This is a genomic window from Comamonas kerstersii (assembly GCF_008801935.1).
GTDB lineage: Bacteria > Pseudomonadota > Gammaproteobacteria > Burkholderiales > Burkholderiaceae_C > Comamonas > Comamonas kerstersii.
Genome location: NZ_VZOT01000003.1, coordinates 323193 through 341474, shown reverse-complemented (window position 1 = coordinate 341474; position 18282 = coordinate 323193). Strand labels below are relative to the sequence as shown.

Here is an 18282-nt window from a genome sequence, read left to right as displayed (position 1 = left end):
CCAGCGGATACCAAGGAGGTTTAGCCATGGGTTGGAAACATCTTTTCAGCAGAGAGCCGCGCTATATCCGGCGTACCCGTGGCTATTTGCAGGAAGCGCGACTGGCCATGCTCGAGCACCGCATCGCTGCCGAGCATTACCAGGCGTCGGCTGATATGTATGCAGAACGTGCCCGCCGCCTGGAAGAAGAAATCGCAGCCTGGGAAGCAGAGCACCAGTCGCATGATGAGGTGGCTGAAAGCGCATCGGTTGGGCTTGGCAAGCAGGTCAGTACAGCGTGTACAGAGACGGAAGGCGCTGGTGCCAGCAGCACGCCTGCCAGCGTTGGCATGATCCGGGCTGCGTAGACCACCGAGCAGCTGGAGTGCTGTGTGCGCTGCTGGCAAAGGGCGGCTTCAGGCCGCCCTTGTGTTTTCTGGACTGCTGCTTGCTGTTAGATGACCGCAGGGGTGCGGCGCATGCGCTCGGCAGCCTCTTTGCTGCAAAGGGCTTCACTGTACAAAAAGCCCTGTCCTATGGTGCAGCCCGCTTCCAGCAGCATGCGGCGGTGTGTGGCTGTTTCCACGCCTTCGGCCATCACGTCCAGACCCAGGTTGGGGCCCAGCTGGGCAATGGCCTGAACGATGGCGTAGATGGTGCTTTCCTGCTCCATGCGGTGGACAAACTCGCAGTCAATCTTCAAGGCGTGGACAGGGGAGTCGCGCAGGTGGGTGAATGAGGAGTGGCCGGTGCCAAAGTCATCGAGCGCAATGCGCACGCCTGCCGCTTTCAGCTGCTGCGCTGCACGCACCACAAAGGCTGCACCGCGGTTTGCCAGCATGTGCTCGGTGATTTCTACTTCTATCCAGTGCGGAGCGACGTTGTATCGGGCCATGCGGCTGAGCAGACGTTCTGCATAGTCATCCGGCAGAAATTCCACGGGTGCGGCATTGATGGCCACAGGCACCAGCGGCAGGCCCTGCTGTGACCACTGCGACAGATCGCTCAGCACCTGGTTCTGGGTAAAGTCTGCAAGCTGTGTGGCCAGCTCATAGTCGCCGAAGGCCTCAGCGTGTCGTTGACGTGCTTGAAGTGGTCCAGGTCCAGCAGCAGGCCGAGCATGTGGTCGTCAGCATGTGACTTGTTCAGCAGGTAGGCCAGGCGCTGCTTGAGCGCGCGGCGATTGGGTAGCCCGGTGAGTTCGTCGTGGTCTGAAGCAAATCGCAGGCGTTTTTCTGCCTCGCGCTGCAGGGTCACATCACGCGAGACGCACAGAATGCCTATGGTCCTGCCGTCCTCACCCTTCATGGGGGTGAGGATGTTGTCCCAGTGCTGAGGCTTGCCGCCAGCCACACTCAGGCCTGCAAAGCGCGCATTCTTGCCCTGGCGTGCTGCCTGGAGTGCACGCATGCCGCGTGGCCGTATCTCTGGTGGCAGCAGATCCAGCCACTTAATACCAAATTGGCTCTCGTTTTCAGCCTCTCCAAGCGCAATACAGCCCGAGCGGTTCATATGCTTGGGGGAGCCATCGGGGCGCAAAATCTTGATGCAGTCCACGCTCACGTCGAGCATGCAGGTTTGCAGCATGCTGCTTTCGTGCAGGATGGCCTGGCGCAGCACGCGCTCGTGGATGTCGGTAAACGACAGCAGTGGCACTGCCTGTGCGTGCTATGAGGGATAGCGGCACAGCGCCAGCACCCAGCGGTAGTGCTCGTCATGGCGGCGCAGGCGCAGCTGCGCTTCAAAGGTTTTTTGCGCTTGAACGCTTTGCTGCCATTGCTGGCGTGCTGCGGCCTGGTCTTCGGGGTGCACCAGCTCCAGCCAGTCCTGTGGAGCATGTCCGCCGGTGTACTCACGCCAGGCCAGGTTGCCGTGCGGCTGCCCATCCTGGCGCATCCAGACCATGTGCGGCAGTTCATCCAGCACAGCGAGGTGATCTGCGCCAGAGCGGGCAGACACGCTGGCGCTGTGGCTCGATGACTGCGCTGCGTCATCAGTGTGCGGTGTCGGGGGAGTGCTTGAAGTACATGCCTGGTTCCATCGTCTCAGGGTGCGCTGCAGGGGGTGCAAGCTTTGCACAACAGTCGTCTGGAGTATCGGCGACTGTGCGGGTGGGCATTGTCAGCCAAGAGGCAAAGCGATTTACCAAGAAAAAAGCCAAGCATTGTGAACAATGCTTGGCTTTATCTTTTGGCTCCCCGACCTGGGCTCGAACCAGGGACCTGCGGATTAACAGTCCGTCGCTCTACCGACTGAGCTATCAGGGAATATTTCGGTGTTGCCTTGGTTTTTGAATTGCAAGGCTAGCAATTGTGGCTCCCCGACCTGGGCTCGAACCAGGGACCTGCGGATTAACAGTCCGTCGCTCTACCGACTGAGCTATCAGGGAACATTTTGGTGTTGCCTTGGTTTTTGAATTGCAAGGCTAGCAATTGTTGGCTCCCCGACCTGGGCTCGAACCAGGGACCTGCGGATTAACAGTCCGTCGCTCTACCGACTGAGCTATCAGGGAACATCTCGGTGTTGCCTTGGTTTTGAAATTGCAAGGCTAGCAATTGTGGCTCCCCGACCTGGGCTCGAACCAGGGACCTGCGGATTAACAGTCCGTCGCTCTACCGACTGAGCTATCAGGGAATATTTCGGTATCAACCTGCACCTGACAAGGCAAGTGCAAATCAAAGCAAATTGTTGGCTCCCCGACCTGGGCTCGAACCAGGGACCTGCGGATTAACAGTCCGTCGCTCTACCGACTGAGCTATCGGGGAACAAGACCGAGATTATATACGTGGATTTTTGACTGTTTGCCTAGTTTGCAAAAAAAGTGAAGCGGAATGCGCTCAGACAGGCTCGGGGCGCAGCCATAGCCAGACCAGCACCACCGCCATGCAGCTGCTGGCCAGCACCTGTGCCCACAGGGGGGCGGGTGCAATCCACAGGATGATGGCGCACAGTGCCATCATGGCTGCCGCACTGTATTTGGCGCGCCGGCTGACATAGCCGCCTGCCGCCCAGTTCTGCAGCATGGGGCCAAACAGGCGGTGCTGCCACAGCCAGACATGCAGGCGCGGAGAGCTGCGCATGGCGGCCCAGCTGGCAATCAGAATAAAGACCGTGGTCGGCAGGCCCGGGATGAAAACGCCTGCGATGCCCAGCCCCAGTGAGGTGACGGCCAGTGCACGCAGCAGCCAGCGGGTGTACCAGCGCCGGGCGATAGCGGGCGCGGGAATGGGCGTAGGGCTGGCAGTGGTTGCAGGCTCGGGAGGCTGAGGCATGCAGCTATTGTGCCTGTGCAAGGCTTGAAGGGGCGGAGGCGCTTTAGAATTGCTCCTGAAATGCAAGCTGTTAGCGCTCGCAATACAAGGGATTGCTATTCATAGATATTGAAAATTCAGCAGGGATAAGCGCTGGCAGCTATGAAGTTGTGAGTTTCGCCGACAAAAAAGGCCTGCAAAGCAGGCCATGATAAGCAAGGGAGTGTGCCTCTACTGCTTGCTGGCAGCGGCAGTCTCTGCGGATTTTTTGGCTTGCTCGGCGCTGCTCTTGCCGATCTTTCCCATAAAGAGTGTGGTGAAGTAGCCTGCCATGATGATGATAATCAGGATCACAACCAAGCTCATCAGACCATAGTCGGTGGAGATCAGTTCGTTCAACAACTTCATAGCCAAATCCTTCGCAAACAGTCGTAGGTGGATGGGATGTGGTCACTATTGCGTGTGCAGGCAGGTTGGCGTTTGCGAAACATCAAAGGTGAACGGCCTGCACTTTGCGCTAGCGCAAGCACCTGGGCGTAATGCCTGCACACTTCTTGCTGGGCAGATGCCCATTGGCTTTCAATCGTGTGAGATTTATTGATGCTTGAACCTTCCAACGTGACCCATGTCGTGCAACTGGCGGTAGCCCCTGTGTTTTTTCTGACGGCGGTGGCCGGCATGATCAGTGCCGTCGCTGGACGCCTGGCGCGCATCATTGATCGCGCACGGGTGCTGGAGGACAGGGTGCGCTCCAGCCAGGACGAAGCTGTGATTGAGCGCGGCCTGCGCGAGCTGGAATATCTGAGCAAGCGCGGCCGTATCTCCAACTGGTCCATCGGGCTGCTGACCCTGTGCGGTTCTCTGATCGGGCTGACCATCGTGCTGCTCTTTGTGGGGCAGGCGTGGATGGCGGCAGGCCACCACGTGGCGGTGGTGTCCTTTCTTGCGGGGGTTGTGTCTTTTATTGCGGCGCTGGGCTGCTTCATGTGGGAGACGGTGCTGGCCACCCATTTGCTGAACTTCAATGTGCTCAAGGCCGGGCGCGAATTGCGGCCATGACGCAGTAGCTGACCCCAATGAACCAGGGCCTGACAGTGTGTCAGGCCCTTGTTGTTTGCAGCTGCGCTTTACGAGCGGGTGTCGGTCTTGGGGTCTATGGGGTCCAGCCAGGACTGGGCCGCATTGATCACGCATTGCGTCAGGCGCTCCAGCCCGGCCTGGGCATTGCGTGCATGTGCCCAGTACAGTGGCACAGAAATACCGCTGTGAGGTACCAACTCCACCAGCGTGCCGTTTTCCAGGTGTTCCTTGATCAGCACCGTAGGGTGCATGCCCCAGGCAATGCCGGAGAGACTTGCGCGCACAAAGGCGTGGGCGGAAGGTACCCAGTGGCGTGGCGGTGTATTGCGTGCAGCAACGCCTTGCTGGTGCAGCCATTTGTCCTGCATGGCGTCTTTGCGGTCATAGGTCAGCATGGGGGCTTGCGACAGCGTCTGCGGGGTCACGCCAGTTTCCCCAAAATAGCGGGCCATGAATTCCGGGCTGGCTGCAGCCACGTAGTGCATATTGGCCAGTGGCCAGATATTGCAGCCGGTGATGTGGCTGGAGGTGGCCGTCACGGCAGCCATCACATCGCCTTCCTTGATGCGCTTGGCGGTGTGGTCCTGGTCGTCAATGCTGATGTCCAGCAGCTCATTGCCACCCTGGGTGAAGTCGGCCATGGCATCCACAAACCAGCTGTTGAGCGAGTCGGCATTGACCGCGAGCTTGAGCGTGGGGCGTGCCACCTGACCTTCGGGAACAAGTTCGGGGTTGTTGCGGCGCAGCTCGTTTTCCAGCAGGGCGACCTGCTCCACATGCAGGCACAGGCGGCGGCCGGCTTCCGTGCCCGTGCAGGGGGAGCCACGCATGACCAGCACCTGACCCACGCGCTCTTCCAGCAGCTTGATGCGCTGGGAGATGGCCGAAGGGGTGACGTGGAGTTTGCGCGCCGCGCGCTCGAAGCTGCCTTCGCGCAGCACAGCGGCCAATGCTTCCAGTCCAGCGTAGTCGAGCATGTTAGTAAAACTTAATTTGATAGAGGTTTTTTAATTTTACTTATGTTTGCAAGCCTTTGAGAATCAGGGGCATGTGGAATGCAAATATGACGGCTGCGTGGCTGGCTGGATTTACCGTATGTTTTTCGCTGATCATCTCGATCGGTGCGCAAAACCTGTATGTGCTGCGTCAGGCCGTCAAGGGCCAGCACGTGCGTGCCTGCGTGGCCTGGTGTGTGATCTCTGACGCTGTGCTTATTGGCCTGGGTGTGGCGGGCATGGCCAGCTTGCTGGCGCGCCACCCAGACTGGGCCTGGTGGCTGGGCATGGGAGGCGTGCTGTTTTTGCTGGGCTATGGCCTGTTTGCCCTGTGGCGCATGGTTACAGCGCCTGATGCGCAGGTGGTGGCTGATGGTGGCCAGGTCGCATCGCGCGGGCTGCTGGGCGTCATCAGCACGCTGGCCGTCATTACCTTGCTTAATCCCCATGTCTATCTGGACACTGTGCTGCTCGTGGGCTCCATTGGTGCACGCCAGGAAGGGCATCTGAAGTGGCTGTTTGTGCTGGGAGCAGCCTGCGCCAGCCTTGCGTGGTTCGGATTGCTGAGCTTTGCGGCCCAGCGCATGCGCAGTCTGTTTGCCAGACCAGCGGCGTGGCGGGTGCTCGATGGCCTGACCGGCGTGATGATGTTGACCCTGGCCTGGTGGGTCTGGCAGGGGCTCTAAAGCCGCAGCACAGCAGAGCGCTTAGTTCAGGCGCGCCAGCACTTCCAGCAGATTCCACTGGTTGCCCAGGATCTGGTAGTGCGCGGTTTCGCCGCTCTTCTGGCTCACCCCTTCAATGATGACGATATTGCCCTGAGTGATGGCCTTGGTCAGCAAGGGCTTGATCTTGTCGTACTGGTGGCGCTCTGCCACATCGCCACGAAACGCCAGCAGGCGTTCACTGTTGGTTTGAACGTGTTGCTGGTATAGCGCCAGGGTGCGGCTGCGCGTGACTTCGCTCATGCCTTGGGTGATGGCCTTGTCCAGAGGAATGGGGGTGTCGCTCATAGGGCGGTGGGTGTCTGCAAAATTTGAATAAGAAGCCTGAATCATGACAGCATAAATTTGCTGCAAATTAAACTTCTTGTTTCAAATTTGGCATGTTTGCCATGTCTCAAAGGGCAGGCTGTTTTCGCCACAAAAAAGCGCTGCCCGTGGGCAGCGCTGGGTGTCAGGAACGGTGTGCGTGCGGATCAGAACGCAGGTACTACAGCGCCCTTGTACTTTTCTTCGATGAACTTCTTGGTCTCGGGCGAGTGCAGCGCCTTCATCAGCTTGGCGATGTCGGCACCATCCGCGCGGTCCTTGCGGGCGGCCACGATGTTGGTGTAGGGCGAATCAGCGTCTTCGATGAACAGCGCATCCTTGGTGGGGTTGAGCTTGGCTTCGATGGCGTAGTTGGTGTTGATCAGGGCCAGGTCCACATCATCGAGTGCGCGGGGCAGCAAAGGCGCTTCCAGTTCTTTGAACTTGAGCTTCTTGGGGTTCTTGACGATGTCCAGCGCCGAAGCGGTCAGGTTGCTGGGGTCCTTGAGCTCGATCAGGCCTTGCTTGGCCAGCAGCAACAGGGCGCGGCCACCGTTGGAGGGGTCGTTAGGAATGGCGATGGTGGCGCCGTCCTTCAGCTCAGCCGCGCTCTTGACCTTCTTGGAGTAGGCGCCAAAGGGCTCTACGTGCACCTTGCCGTTAGGCACTTGCACCAGGCTGCTCTTGCGGTCCTTGTTGTAGCTGTCCAGATAGGGCTGGTGCTGGAAAAAGTTGGCGTCCAGCTGCTTGTCTTCGACGGCGGCATTGGGCTGTACGTAGTCACTGAATTCACGCACCTGCAGTTCAATGCCTTCGGCCTTGAGCTGGGGCTTTACGAAGTTCAGGATTTCTGCGTGGGGCACGGCAGTAGCGGCCACCTTCAGAACGTCAGCAGCGTGGGCAGAGAGGGCTAAAGTGGCAATGGCCACGGCAGTCAGGGTCTTCTTCAACATGATGGTTTTCAGTTCCTGTGACAGAAAAAAAGCGCGTTACACCAAGCCCTGAAAGCACAATGACGCTAGCAGGGAAGGCTTCAAGTGTAGCGGCGCAGCGCAGCCTGCCAACTAATTTTTGTGAATTTGGTTATAAGGAAAGTGGTTTTTATGCGATATCTGGCGATTGGAGCGCGGAGTGACGCCTGAAGATCTGGAAAAACTGGTCACCACCCGCATGCCTTTTGGCAAGTACCAGGATCGGCTGATCTGTGATCTGCCCGGCAACTACCTGGCATGGTTTGCACGTGAAGGCTTTCCGCCGGGCTCTGTGGGCCGTCTGCTGGCGTTGATGCATGAGCTCGATCACAACGGCCTCAAGGGGCTGCTGGAGCCACTCAAGCGCAGGCCTTGAAACCACAACGCCCCGCGGCGTATGCCTGCGGGGCGTTGTGGTTGGAGCTTGTGGCGCCAGCCAGATTACATGGCAGCAGCGCGCGCAGCTTCAGCCTTGGCCTTGGCTTCGTCCAGCTTCTTCTGCAGTTCGGCAGCTTCGGCTTCAGCAGCCTTGGCTTCGGCTTCCGCCTTGGCCTTGGCTTCTGCTTCGGCCTTTGCCTTGTCGTCAGCATCGCTGCCGCTGAAAGCGCCAGCAATGGCGTTACCAGCCACGGTACCCACAACAGCACCGGCTGCGGTGGCAGCCATGGTGCCCATCAGGCCAGAGCCTGCGGGTGCAGCAGCAGCGGCGGGGGCAGCAGGTGCTGCGGCGGCTGCAGGAGCACTTGCGGGGGTGGCAGGAGTAGCAGGCTTGGCAGCAGCTGTGGGTGCAGGTGTTGCTGGCTTGGCTGGGGCCTTGTTGATGGCAGCGGGACGCACCGACTTGCCACCACCCATGCGTTTGGCATGGGCCAGGCTAGGCGCGGCCAGTGCGGCGATGGTTACGGCGATCACAGAAGCGGTGGTGCGGAAAGAAGTGTTCACTGCAGTTCCTGAAAAGAGGAGATCGAAAAAAAGTGATGTCATGGACCGGACCATGCATGGCATGCCGGAGGTCTTTGTGACATGGGGGCTCAGAAGTCAATTGCAAGCCAGAAGTTCCCAAAATTTTGCAGGTCCGTCTGGCTGAAAAGATCTCGCACAGGTGTGATATGAGTGTTTATTAGCGGTGCGAGCGATACATTGTAGACACAGCCTATGGCCGCTCCATAAAAAATAGCTGCCAGCGCTTGAGAATCAATACTTTGAATATGATTAATGTTCAAAGTCCAGTATTCATCAGCGCTGGCAGCTATTGTTTTAGGTGTTTCAGTAGCAGGCTTACTGCAGGATTTCCAGCAGACGGTCCAGGCCACCTTCATTGATGCAGACCTTGGCTTCCGCACGCACGCGGGGCTTGGCGTGGTAGGCCACGGACAGGCCCGCAGCCTGCATCATGGGTATGTCATTGCTGCCGTCGCCCACGGCAATGCACTGCTCAGGCTGGATGCCCAGCAGGCAGGCGACTTCCAGCAGTGTGCGGCGCTTTTCCGCACCGTCGCAGATATCGCCCCAGGGCTGCTCGACCAGGCCACCGGTCAGCACGCCGTCCTTGATCTCCAGCACATTGGCGCGCACAAAGTCGATGTCCAGCAGGCCGCGCACATGCTCTGCAAAGAAGGTAAAGCCACCAGAGACCAACAGCACCTTCAGGCCTGCGGCCTTGGCTGCCTTGACCAGTGTTTCAGCGCCGGGCGAGAGCTTCAGGCGCTCGGTCAGCACGCGCTGCATGTCTGCCTCGGTCACGCCAACCAGCTTGCCCACGCGCTGGCGCAGACTGTCCTTGAAGTCGGTGATTTCGCCGCGCATGGTGGCTTCGGTAATGGCTGCGACTTCTTTCTTCTTGCCAGTGGCATCTGCGATTTCGTCGATGCACTCAATCGTGATCAACGTGGAGTCCATGTCAAAAGCAATCAGCTTGTAGTCGCTGAGCTTCTGGGGCGCAGTGATGTTCTGGATGGTCAGACCGGGGGCAAATTCGGTGGAAGCAGGCATGGAGGGCAAAGAGCTATGGGTTGCACAAGCAGCCCCGGGCCTTGTGGAACGGGGCAACGGAAGAATTATCAGCCGGATTGCAGTGCCAGGAAGTGCAGCGGTGCATAAGCTGCTGCATCCCAGCTTTGCTGGCGCGCCGCAAGGTGCTTCTCTACCGCCTTGCAGTTCGACGCAGGTCACAAAGGCAGGAGAAAACCGCCTATATCCAGCCACTCCCGGAGAAAGACGAACTGTATCTGACCGTAAACTCGCGCCCTCAGAAAAAATCTCTGGCGTTTGGTCCAGAGAGTGCTACGGTTTCACAAGGACACTGAATGCGGCCTGCTTCATTACCTGCAGACGAAGAACAACGCGTACAAGCACTGGTCAGCACCGGGTTGCTCGATAGCGCTGAAGAGAAGCGGTTTGAGCGGCTTACCAAGCTGGCGCAGCAGGTGCTGCATGTGCCAGTGGCGCTGGTTTCCCTGGTAGATGCGAAACGGCAGTGGTTCAAGTCCCATCAGGGGCTGGAGGTGTGTGAAACACCGCGTGATGTGTCTTTCTGTGCCCATGCCATTCTGGATGGCGAGATTCTGGAAATTGAAGATGCCCGCGCTGATGAACGCTTTGCGGACAACCCCTTGGTCGTTGGCCCGCCGCACATCAGGTTCTATGCCGGAGCGCCGTTGTCCACACAGGATGGCTACCGGATTGGCACGCTGTGTGTGATTGCTGATACCCCCCGCCGGCTGACGGCTGAAGAGCGCTGCATTCTGCGAGGCCTGGCTGATTGCGTGGAAGCCGAAATTCACAACATCGACCTGCTACGCCAGAGCCAGGCGCTGCAGATGACCCAGAAGCTCAATGAGGTCATCAGTCAGGCGCAGTCACAGTTCATTCAGGAGGATGCACGCCGCCAGGCTTTTGACAGTCTGCTGCATGGCCTGCTGCAGCTGACAGACAGCGAATATGGCTTTATTGGCGAAGTGCGCTATCACGCGGATGGCACGCCTTTTCTGAAGACCTACGCCATCACCAATATTGCCTGGAGCGAGGAAACACGTGCTTTCTACGAAAAGCACGCACCGCAGGGCCTGGAATTTATCAATCTGCAGTCACTGTTCGGTGCTGCACTGCTGCAGCGTGAGCCGGTGATTGTGAACCACCCCAGCACAGACCCCTGGCGTGGAAAACTGCCCGCAGGGCACCCGGCACTCCATGCTTTTCTTGGTGTGCCGGTCATGCAGGGCAGTGTAATGCTGGCCATGTTTGGCCTAGCTAACCGGCCAGGCGGCTACAGCAAGAAGCTGCTGGACTACCTGGAGCCGCTGGTACGCACCATCGGGCAGCTGGTCACGGCAATGCGCATTCACCAGAAGCAGCACCAGGTGGAGGCTGAGCTTTCGCGCCTGTCCCGTGTGGCCAGCGAAACCACCAACGGTGTGGTCATCACCGATACCGCAGGCAATGTGCAATGGATCAACGATGGCTTTACCCGCATGACGGGCTATACGCTGCCGGAGCTGATTGGCAAGAAGCCTGGCCAGATACTGCGGGATCCGGCCGTCGAGACAGAAGCTGCCGCCACCATGCGTGACGCGCTGGCGCGTGGCGAAGGCTTTGAAGTGGAAGTGCAGAACTACAAGAAAGACGGCAGCGCTTACTGGGTACGCATCAGCTGCTCGCCCATGCGCGGTGACAGTGGGCAGCTGCAAGGCTTCATGGCCATTGAGTCCGACATTACGGCGCAGAGAAAAGCCGAGCAGGAGCTGCGCCAGTTCCGCGACACGCTGGACCAGACGCTGGACTGCGTCTACATGTTTGATGCCGAAGATCTGACCTTCTTCTATGCCAACGAAGGGGCCTTGAAACAGGTGGGCTATGACAAGTCAGCGCTGTTCACCATGCACCCCTACGACATCAAGCCCTATTACACAGAAGCGGATCTTCGCGAAGCATTGCAGCCCTTGCTCGATGGCAGCCAGCGCGTGGTGAGGCTGGATACCATGCACAGCCACAAAAATGGCCAGCTCGTGCCGGTGGAGGCATTTGTGCAGTACGTGGTCAACGATGAGCGGCCGCACTTTGTGGCGATTGTGCGTGACATTACCGAACGCAAGCAAAACGAAGAACGTCTGCGCCATCTGGCCACGCACGATGCACTGACTGGCCTGCCCAACCGCAGCCTGTTTCTGGAACGTCTCACACAAGAAATTCAAAGCGCTGAAAGCGAGCATTCCTGCTTTGGCGTGCTGCTGCTGGACCTGGACAACTTCAAGGTGGTCAATGACAGCTTTGGCCACCATCAGGGCGACTACCTGCTCAATGAACTGGCCCAGCGCCTGAGCCGATCCCTGCGCGCAGGGGACACGGTGGCGCGGCTGGGCGGTGATGAATATGCAGCCATTTTGGTGAATGTGCATGAGGAGGAGCCGCTGCGGCTTGCCGCCGAGCGCATGCTTCAGGTGGTCAGTGAGCCCGTCTTGATCCATGGCCAGGAATTTACGCCCTCGGCCAGTATTGGCTACCGCATGTACTCGGAGGATGTGAAAGACGCTGCCACCTTGCTGCGCCATGCCGATGTCGCCATGTACGCGGCCAAAGCTGCCGGGCGCGGCACAGGCATGGCTTACTGCGTGGATATGGGCGCTGTCTCGAACGAACACATGCACATTCAGGCGCGCCTGCGCTCTGCGGTGGAAAAAGGTGCATTCAAGCTGTTCTACCAGCCGCAGGTAGAGACGGCGACAGGCCGCATCGTTGGTGCCGAAGCCCTGCTGCGCTGGGATGACCCGGAGCTGGGTCCTGTCTCACCAGGCCGCTTTATTCCGGTGGCAGAAGCCTCGGGCCAGATTCTGCCGCTGGGGGAATGGGTGCTGGAAACCGCATGCCGCCAGATTGCACAGTGGCATGCAATGGGTATGGACCTGCAGGTGTCCATCAACCTGTCTCCCTACCAGTTCCGGCAGGAAGACCTGGTGCAAAAAATCCGTTCTGCCTGTGAGCGCCACCACTGCCCTGTGCACTTGCTGGAGCTGGAAATCACCGAAAGCGCCGCCATGCAAAGCCCGGAGCTGACCAACTACCAGCTCTGTACGCTGGCGCAGGCGGGCTTTTCATTGGCGCTGGATGACTTTGGTACCGGCTATTCCTCGCTGGCCCGCCTGGGGCGGCTGCATGTGAACAAGCTGAAAATCGACCGCAGCTTTATTGTCGAAATTCCGGGCAGCAAAATGTATGAAACCCTGGTGCGCACCACCATCAGCCTGGGTCAGGAAATGGGGATGCAGCTGATTGCGGAAGGCGTGGAAACCGAAGCGCAGCGCCAGTTTCTGGAGGCCAATGGCTGCTTTGCCTATCAGGGCTGGCTATTTAGCAAGGCCGTGCCCGCTGACGAGTTTGTGGGTCTGGTGCAGAAGGTCAATGGCGGGCGGGAGTTATTGCAGGAGGGGTAAGGCAGGGGATTTTTGAGTGTTGAGTGTGGTGAGGGGCGGGAATCGAACCTCTGCAGTCTTTTTTGAGGGCAGAGGCCGGTTCGTCGCACCGGCGGGCGAGGTACTTTTTGTGCGCGACAAAAAGTACCCTTCGCGCTTGTGCGGGGCGGAACTCATATTGCGAAGCAATGTGAGTGGAGACCAAAAAGCGCGTCTGCGACACTGCCCGGCGAAACTCTCTTCGCTCCTACGTCGCTCCGCTCAGGCAGCCGCCGGAAATTTGATTTTTTATTTTGATCACGCGCGACGCTTGCGCGCGCGGGGTGGTAGCAAGCGGCGTCGCTCTGTTTGAAAGCCTGCTCTCGACCCAAACCGGAAGTTCGTCTTGCACCAAAGCGGTCATTCAGCCCGTACCCGGTGCCCACAAAAAAGCACCAAGGACATGACTCCCTAGTGCTCTAAAAAGCCAGCGGCCATCAATTACTGCCAGCTATAGGCGCAGCTTTCGCTGCATTGCAATCGTCACGCCATCACTAGCGGCGCATGTACAGGCCGAGCGCTGTAAAGCCCAGCCCCATCACCGACAACAGCAGCCGCTCCCACAGTTCGCCAAACAGCGGCACCGGTGTGGGAGTTGCAGGAGCCTCCAAGCCGCTGTCACGTTAATGCTTTAAGTCTGTACCACTGTGGGCACTCATGGTGAACTAAGCCGCCTCCGGCATGAAGACTGCCTACGTCCAAGTTATTGTTCTGGCCTCGTTATGGGCAAACGCATTGCCACTCGCCGCTCGACTGGGAGACCGTGAGCAGCCTCGGCACTCAGCGCATCTCGAAGATGCAGGACGGGGTTCATCACGGGTTTGAACCCGAATTTTGCATACGCCGGCGCACACCACGGAACATCTTTAAAAGTCGTCAGCGTCAGCGCAGCCAAGCCGGTCTCCACCGCATATTGGTAAGCGCTGCGAAGCAGTCCCGTGCCAACACCTTGTCGTTGCCAATCGCCATGAACAGAAAGCTCCCATATGTGAAGCTCATGATTCAAAACTTCGGCATTCAAAAATCCGACCAGGTTGTCCTGCGATGTCTCAGCGACCCAAACGCTTCTCTTGAGAATGAGCCGCTCATGTTCAGCCCGCGCGATGACCTGGCCAGCTGCCAGCCAATCCAAATGGGGGATAGCTCGATAGAGCTCGCTGGCGGACTTTTCGATTCGCGGCAAATATGCCGCGTCCTCAAGGGTGGCAACACGAATGAACATGTGGGCGGAAATGACCGGTCAATTGGAAGGCTGCACCCGCGCCAGTGAACCAGGCACTTTAGTGAGGTGCAGTCCTCCACAACGATTGTGGGGTAGCATCTGCACGCAAACTGTACAGATGCTCTTGGTCAGTCTATCGCTTGACCGCACTCAGATAACGGAAGCCGCCGCCTGCAATCTGAAAGCCATCTCTGCGGCCCGCGAAATAGCGGGCGTTGAGTTCTGTCGGCCCCAAGTCTTCATCGACTTCAAAGCCCGCAAATGACAGCAGTTCACGCATGCGCTCCGGCGTGCAAGATGATTGCCACGGCTCGCCTCCCGCAGCCATCATGCTGGCCGTGAACTGCATCATGACTCGCTCCACAGGATGCAGTTGGGCCTCATCCAGGCGGTAGTCCAGCGTAACGGTGGAGCCTGGAGCAAGTTGCTGTAACGCAGCAATCTCGCGCTCAACCACATCGTTGCAAAGGTAGACGAGCACCCCCAGCACAGACAGGCTGACAGGCTTGGCAAGGTCTGCTCCACCTGCGAGAAGACCATCAACACTGGTCATCTCCCGCAAATCGGTGGCTACATAGCGCAGGCTTGCGGGCTGAGCCCATCCGTTGTCTGTATAAAGGTCTGTCTTCCATTTCTGCATTGAAGGCTGGTCCAGTTCAAACGTGGTGACGGCAGGAAGCGTGGACGCACTGCGCAGTGCCCATGTATCCAGACCTGCCCCGACTACGCCGTATTGCACAGTCCCGTTGGCAATGGCTTTCAGCAAATAGTCTTCCGCGAATCGTGAGCGGGCTACGATGCCCGCCCGCATGGAGCGTGACGGGACATCGTTTTGCACCATTGGTTCGCGCATCAGTGATGCAGCATTGGCGCTTCCCAAAGACGCTATGGCGAAGGGGTCCTTGAATACCAGGTCGCTTTCGAGAATCTGGTGCGCTGCTCGTGAAGTGGCGACACGCATGGCCGAGGGGCTTGGACAGCCAGTGAATTTCATTGGAATACTCCTGTTGTTAGTTCAACGAAAGGAGTACTTTCAGGCCTGACGTAACGTCAGGGTCAAGAGGCAGCAGCTTCGAGGTATGCCCTCAGCTGTGGACCAACAAAGTGACCGAGCGCCAATATGGGCTCCGAGGTATAGGCCTGCTTCAGCTTGACCGCAAGCGACATATCCTGCGCTACGGTTCTAAGAGCGTGTTTGCGATCTTGTTTGTCCCGACAACCTGGTGTGTGAAAAGACAGAAATACGCCAGCGACATTAGCCGTGAGAAGTTTGCAGAAATTGAGCCAGAGTTGCGCAAGGTACGCCGCAGGACCAAGCCTGCCACGCTTGATTTGTATGAGGTGTTTTGCGCAGTGCTGTACTTGCTGAGAACCGGTTGCCAGTGGCGCTATTTACCCCCTGACTTTCCCAAATGGCAAAGTGTTTATGCCTATTGGCGCAAATGGAGCAAGCCCGACGAACATGGCATCAGTGCCTTGGAGCGGGCACTTAAAAAATCGGGTTGGCGTGGCCCGACGCAGGCAGGGGCGCAGCGAATCGAGCACGCTCGTGATTGTTGATGCGCAAAGCGTCAAAAACACGGACACTGCGGGCTTTAAGGGCTATGACGCGGGCCAGAAAGTCTCGGGCATCAAGCGCCATATTGCGGTGGACACACTTGGCCTGCCTCATGCCATTGCGGTGACGACAGCCAATGTGACAGATCGCCAAGGTGCTTTGCAAGCGTTTGAGCGCTGCAAGGCTTCTTTGAGTGCAGTTCAGGGGGGACTCACCGATGCGGGCTATACCGGCAACCCCTTTGCCATGGGCGTCAAGCAGTTGTTGGGCGAGCATGTGCAAGTGCAGATTGCAAAGCGCAGCGAGCTTCACAGATTTGAGGTAATGCCCAAACGCTCGATAGTTGAGCGAAGCTTTGCATGGCTAGAGAAGAATCGACGGTTATGGAAGAACTGCGAACACTGGCTCAACACCAGCTTGCAGTTCATTCACTTGGTCTTTGTTGCTCTGCTTCTACGAAGATCGTAAACACGTTCTGACAGCGTTCGTTCTACAGCGGTCACCAGTTCCCGCAAGGGTTTTTCTCCTGCCAGTCTAAGAATGGGGGCTGTTTGCTCGCTAAGCCAACGTTCATGCTGCGCACGGCTTCTCCCACTAAATAGGGGATCGTCATAACTCGATGACCATTCTCGAAACTCCAAATGTGTCTTGTGCATGTCGCCTCGCGGACATATGCGATTTCCGTGCCGTGTAGCTTCACGCTCATCCAGGCGTTGAAGACGGATATGCGCAGGGGTGTAAATGAACACAATCAAATCCACGGCATGGATCAGTGTGTCTCCCCATCCCATAAACGAGCCGGTCAACACCCATCCTTCAGCTTCCTTTTGGCGAGTTGCTATCAACCTCACTCGGTCTTCGGGAGCACGCTTGACCGTGTACGGCGGATCGGTAGGCATCCAATAGAAGTCATCTACGTCTATTTGCGGTACTTCCATTCGCCGCGACAATGCCGCCCCAAGGGTTGAAACCCCCGAGCAGGATGCACCGACTATGTAGATCTTAGGTGTATCAATCATCCTTTCTCCTTCACTACTAGTTGCTGCGGTATGACTTGGCCGACGCTTTGCTCTGGCTAGGTCATACCACCTTGGCGCCTGTCGTCACTGCACAGCCCTTACGGGCTTATCCATCCGCATCCCTCCTCCGCCCTTTTCTACGGTAAGGGAACGAGACTCTTTCTGTCGTCAGGGCCAACACGTTTTCCGTTGCAGGAGAAGAAATGCATGCAGAGCAACAAAAGAGCAGATCAGACAGTTTCTCCGAAGACTCTGGCTGTCGTCACCGCAATGGCATGAGGCAGGCCAAGTGTGTCCACCGCAATATGGCGCTTGATGCCCGAGACTTTCTGGCCCGCGTCATAGCCCTTAAAGCCCGCAGTGTCCGTGTTTTTGACGCTTTGCGCATCAACAATCACGAGCGTGCTCGATTCGCTGCGCCCCTGCCTGCGTCGGGCCACGCCAACCCGATTTTTTAAGTGCCCGCTCCAAGGCACTGATGCCATGTTCGTCGGGCTTGCTCCATTTGCGCCAATAGGCATAAACACTTTGCCATTTGGGAAAGTCAGGGGGTAAATAGCGCCACTGGCAACCGGTTCTCAGCAGGTACAGCACTGCGCAAAACACCTCATACAAATCAAGCGTGGCAGGCTTGGTCCTGCGGCGTACCTTGCGCAACTCTGGCTCAATTTCTGCAAACTTCTCACGGCTAATGTCGCTGGCGTATTTCTGTCTTTTCACACACCAGGTTGTCGGGGCAAACAAGATCGCAAACACGCTCTTAGACGCCACATGCCAGATTTCTTCGTGCCAATGCGGCCCGATGGGATCGAAGGAATCTGCGGCCCTTTCACATGAGCTGACGTCGGCATTGCACTGAGTAGCCTCGAAATTTCCTCAGGCACTAGTTCGTCACCCATGATGCGCAACGTTGCCACAGACCGTTCGAGATGAACCATTAGTGAAGCCTATTCAGATTGACGAAGGACCGCTGTTGGCTCCATTGTGCCCGTGGAGCGAATGTCGGGTCATGGCCGAACGCAGACACTCCCCCAATCACCACCGCACCCCAACCTATTTCTTCCCATACAAATACAAATCATCCGACCAGGTCGCCAGCCATTCCGGCTTATAGGCCACAAATACGGCGCAGAGCATGCCGGTAATTACGGCATCCCCCCAGGCCATCAGCCAGCGGGCAATCTGGCTCAGGTCTTCGTGCACACCGGGCAGGGCGTGGCCCAGTGCGGCAGAGAGCAGGCCAGCGGCAAACAGGCTCAGCAGCGTGCCCACAAAGCCACGGCCAAAGATATAGACAAAGATGCGTGTGCCCAGCCAGCGGCGCAGCAGCACGCCCCAGAGCATGGCGAAGGTGGCGGGGATAAGGCCGTGCCACACGGTCAGGCGCAGGGCTTCCGTGGCTTCCAGCGCAGGTGAAGCCAGCCAGGCAATGGCTCCGACAGCGCACAGCGTGGGGATGGCCAGCGGCCAGCCCAGGCACAGCATGACCAGGCATGCACCGGACCACTGCATCTGCAGCGGCATCTGGTGCAGCGTAGGCAAGGCCCATAGCCAGGGCAGCATGACCAGCGTGGCCAGCAGCGGCGTCCATAGTGGGGAGATATCGCCATGCGCTTGCGTGACCAGTGGCTTGCGGTGGGCCAGCAGCCGCCAGGGGCGCATGAGCAGGGCAGTCAGCAGGGCAATAACAAGAAGGGCAATTTCCAGCATGAGGCGATTGTGCGCGCGCCGC

21 protein-coding genes, 5 tRNA genes and 1 pseudogene are annotated in these 18282 nt (G+C 58.1%); 6 read left to right on the top strand and 21 right to left on the bottom strand.

The annotated features are described in order from the left end of the window. The first annotated feature begins 26 nt into the window (after window positions 1–26). Window positions 27–347, top strand: coding sequence for a hypothetical protein (locus F7P80_RS06945; RefSeq protein ID WP_151043582.1), 321 nt, complete (start codon window positions 27–29; stop codon window positions 345–347). 86 nt (window positions 348–433) lie between these two features. Here the strand turns inward: F7P80_RS06945 and F7P80_RS06940 are convergent, their stop codons facing one another. The 10 genes from F7P80_RS06940 to F7P80_RS06895 all read right to left on the bottom strand — a co-directional run bounded on the left by F7P80_RS06940 (window position 434) and on the right by F7P80_RS06895 (window position 3638). Beyond that, window positions 434–991, bottom strand: a complete 558-nt coding sequence (locus F7P80_RS06940) for an EAL domain-containing protein (RefSeq protein ID WP_249041403.1) — start codon at window positions 989–991, stop codon at window positions 434–436. Then, the gene (locus tag F7P80_RS06935; RefSeq protein WP_151043578.1) at window positions 985–1635 is read right to left on the bottom strand and encodes a PAS domain-containing protein; all 651 of its coding nucleotides are present in this window, start codon (window positions 1633–1635) and stop codon (window positions 985–987) included. The genes F7P80_RS06940 and F7P80_RS06935 overlap by 7 nt, the downstream gene beginning before the upstream one ends. Before the next feature lie 12 nt (window positions 1636–1647). Beyond that, window positions 1648–1938: a PAS domain-containing protein gene (locus tag F7P80_RS06930; protein ID WP_151043576.1), complete on the bottom strand. Its 291-nt coding sequence runs from the start codon at window positions 1936–1938 to the stop codon at window positions 1648–1650. A 232-nt stretch (window positions 1939–2170) separates the two neighbouring features. Further along, window positions 2171–2246, bottom strand: a tRNA-Asn gene (locus F7P80_RS06925). Between the two features lie 46 nt (window positions 2247–2292). After that, window positions 2293–2368 (bottom strand) — tRNA-Asn (locus F7P80_RS06920). A 47-nt stretch (window positions 2369–2415) separates the two neighbouring features. Further along, window positions 2416–2491 (bottom strand) — tRNA-Asn (locus F7P80_RS06915). 46 nt (window positions 2492–2537) lie between these two features. Continuing rightward, a tRNA-Asn gene (locus tag F7P80_RS06910) sits at window positions 2538–2613 on the bottom strand. A 55-nt stretch (window positions 2614–2668) separates the two neighbouring features. Continuing rightward, window positions 2669–2744, bottom strand: a tRNA-Asn gene (locus tag F7P80_RS06905). A gap of 72 nt (window positions 2745–2816) precedes the next feature. Further along, window positions 2817–3251 (bottom strand): YbaN family protein, encoded by a 435-nt coding sequence (locus F7P80_RS06900; protein ID WP_151043574.1) that lies wholly within the window; start codon window positions 3249–3251, stop codon window positions 2817–2819. A 210-nt stretch (window positions 3252–3461) separates the two neighbouring features. Beyond that, window positions 3462–3638 (bottom strand): DUF3149 domain-containing protein, encoded by a 177-nt coding sequence (locus F7P80_RS06895; protein WP_077344541.1) that lies wholly within the window; start codon window positions 3636–3638, stop codon window positions 3462–3464. Window positions 3639–3830: 192 nt separating this feature from the next. Here F7P80_RS06895 and F7P80_RS06890 point away from each other — a divergent pair, with 192 nt between their 5' ends. Continuing rightward, window positions 3831–4289: a DUF2721 domain-containing protein gene (locus F7P80_RS06890; protein ID WP_054066251.1), complete on the top strand. Its 459-nt coding sequence runs from the start codon at window positions 3831–3833 to the stop codon at window positions 4287–4289. 68 nt (window positions 4290–4357) lie between these two features. On the opposite strand, the gene F7P80_RS06885 is transcribed toward F7P80_RS06890, so the two are convergent. Next, complete coding sequence (locus tag F7P80_RS06885; protein ID WP_054066252.1) at window positions 4358–5287, bottom strand: HTH-type transcriptional regulator ArgP; 930 nt, start codon at window positions 5285–5287, stop codon at window positions 4358–4360. 71 nt (window positions 5288–5358) lie between these two features. On the opposite strand from F7P80_RS06885, the gene F7P80_RS06880 reads away from it, so the two are divergent. Beyond that, the gene (locus F7P80_RS06880; RefSeq protein WP_054066253.1) at window positions 5359–5991 is read left to right on the top strand and encodes a LysE/ArgO family amino acid transporter; all 633 of its coding nucleotides are present in this window, start codon (window positions 5359–5361) and stop codon (window positions 5989–5991) included. Between the two features lie 21 nt (window positions 5992–6012). Here the strand turns inward: F7P80_RS06880 and F7P80_RS06875 are convergent, their stop codons facing one another. After that, the gene (locus tag F7P80_RS06875; RefSeq protein ID WP_151043572.1) at window positions 6013–6318 is read right to left on the bottom strand and encodes a hypothetical protein; all 306 of its coding nucleotides are present in this window, start codon (window positions 6316–6318) and stop codon (window positions 6013–6015) included. A gap of 185 nt (window positions 6319–6503) precedes the next feature. After that, entirely contained in the window at window positions 6504–7289 is a 786-nt protein-coding gene (locus F7P80_RS06870; protein ID WP_054066255.1) for a MetQ/NlpA family ABC transporter substrate-binding protein, read from the bottom strand. Window positions 7290–7467: 178 nt separating this feature from the next. Here F7P80_RS06870 and F7P80_RS06865 point away from each other — a divergent pair, with 178 nt between their 5' ends. Continuing rightward, window positions 7468–7683: a DUF3820 family protein gene (locus F7P80_RS06865; RefSeq protein ID WP_054066274.1), complete on the top strand. Its 216-nt coding sequence runs from the start codon at window positions 7468–7470 to the stop codon at window positions 7681–7683. Window positions 7684–7748: 65 nt separating this feature from the next. Here F7P80_RS06865 and F7P80_RS06860 read toward each other — a convergent pair whose 3' ends face one another. Genes F7P80_RS06860 through serB form a run of 3 tightly spaced genes read right to left on the bottom strand, consistent with a single transcriptional unit; the run spans window position 7749 to window position 9299 of the window. After that, window positions 7749–8291 carry an ABC transporter substrate-binding protein gene (locus F7P80_RS06860; RefSeq protein ID WP_151043570.1) on the bottom strand — a complete coding sequence of 181 codons (543 nt, stop codon included), beginning with the start codon at window positions 8289–8291 and terminating at the stop codon, window positions 7749–7751. A gap of 47 nt (window positions 8292–8338) precedes the next feature. Next, window positions 8339–8620: a hypothetical protein gene (locus tag F7P80_RS06855; protein WP_151043568.1), complete on the bottom strand. Its 282-nt coding sequence runs from the start codon at window positions 8618–8620 to the stop codon at window positions 8339–8341. Next, a complete protein-coding gene (serB, locus tag F7P80_RS06850; protein WP_151043566.1) occupies window positions 8586–9299 on the bottom strand; it encodes a phosphoserine phosphatase SerB in 714 nt (237 codons plus the stop codon). The genes F7P80_RS06855 and serB overlap by 35 nt, the downstream gene beginning before the upstream one ends. Before the next feature lie 314 nt (window positions 9300–9613). Between serB and F7P80_RS06845 the strand changes: the two genes are divergently transcribed. Beyond that, on the top strand, window positions 9614–12733 hold the full coding sequence (locus F7P80_RS06845; protein WP_151043564.1) for an EAL domain-containing protein: 3120 nt from the start codon (window positions 9614–9616) through the stop codon (window positions 12731–12733). A gap of 721 nt (window positions 12734–13454) precedes the next feature. On the opposite strand, the gene F7P80_RS06840 is transcribed toward F7P80_RS06845, so the two are convergent. Beyond that, window positions 13455–13973, bottom strand: coding sequence for a GNAT family N-acetyltransferase (locus F7P80_RS06840; RefSeq protein ID WP_151043562.1), 519 nt, complete (start codon window positions 13971–13973; stop codon window positions 13455–13457). 133 nt (window positions 13974–14106) lie between these two features. Continuing rightward, window positions 14107–14967, bottom strand: coding sequence for a class I SAM-dependent methyltransferase (locus F7P80_RS06835; protein ID WP_151043560.1), 861 nt, complete (start codon window positions 14965–14967; stop codon window positions 14107–14109). Between the two features lie 233 nt (window positions 14968–15200). Here F7P80_RS06835 and F7P80_RS06830 point away from each other — a divergent pair. Further along, window positions 15201–15999, top strand: a protein-coding gene (locus F7P80_RS06830; protein WP_428840856.1) for an IS5 family transposase whose coding sequence is annotated in 2 segments (ribosomal slippage) — window positions 15201–15472 and window positions 15471–15999 — 801 coding nt in all. Because the reading frame shifts where the segments join, the coding sequence is not laid out codon by codon here. On the opposite strand, the gene F7P80_RS06825 is transcribed toward F7P80_RS06830, so the two are convergent. The 3 genes and pseudogenes from F7P80_RS06825 to F7P80_RS06810 all read right to left on the bottom strand — a co-directional run bounded on the left by F7P80_RS06825 (window position 15960) and on the right by F7P80_RS06810 (window position 18260). Continuing rightward, a complete protein-coding gene (locus F7P80_RS06825; RefSeq protein WP_151043558.1) occupies window positions 15960–16550 on the bottom strand; it encodes an ATP-binding protein in 591 nt (196 codons plus the stop codon). The genes F7P80_RS06830 and F7P80_RS06825 overlap by 40 nt on opposite strands. Window positions 16551–16798: 248 nt before the next feature. Next, a pseudogene (locus F7P80_RS06820) lies at window positions 16799–17270 on the bottom strand (IS5 family transposase); the annotation flags it as partial. A 333-nt stretch (window positions 17271–17603) separates the two neighbouring features. Continuing rightward, window positions 17604–18260, bottom strand: coding sequence for a hypothetical protein (locus F7P80_RS06810; RefSeq protein ID WP_151043554.1), 657 nt, complete (start codon window positions 18258–18260; stop codon window positions 17604–17606). Window positions 18261–18282 lie beyond the last annotated feature (22 nt).